The following is a 290-nucleotide window of genomic DNA, read 5'->3' as shown; positions in this document are numbered from 1 at the left end:
TCCCCTTCCCCAAAAATAGGTCCAGCGAAAAGTAGAGACCGACGGCATGATGGTGGCCGAGCAGAGGAGAGCCCACATGCGCAAGAGCAAGTACAGCGAGCAGCAGATCGTTGACGCACTGCGTCGTGCTGAGTCAGGAATGGCCGTCAAGGACGTGTGCCGAGAGCTGGGCGTCAGCGCGGCGACCTTCTATCAATGGCGCTCGAAGTACGGGGGGATGGAGGCTTCGGACCTGAAGCGGCTGCGCGCGCTGGAGGAGGAGAATCGCCGGCTCAAGCACATGTACGCGG

At 61.7% G+C, this 290-nt stretch carries 1 protein-coding gene; it reads left to right on the top strand.

The genetic code is table 11. From position 1 onward, the window contains the following. Positions 1 to 76 precede the first annotated feature (76 nt). The coding region (locus EBL85_RS16985; protein ID WP_190288129.1) for a transposase at positions 77 to 290 on the top strand (214 nt) is incomplete at its 3' end.

This window comes from Marichromatium sp. AB32, assembly GCF_003718675.1.
In the GTDB taxonomy this organism is placed as follows: Bacteria; Pseudomonadota; Gammaproteobacteria; order Chromatiales; family Chromatiaceae; genus Marichromatium; species Marichromatium gracile.
Note: the sequence above shows the minus strand (reverse complement) of the source record. Positions and strands in the feature narration are given on the sequence as shown.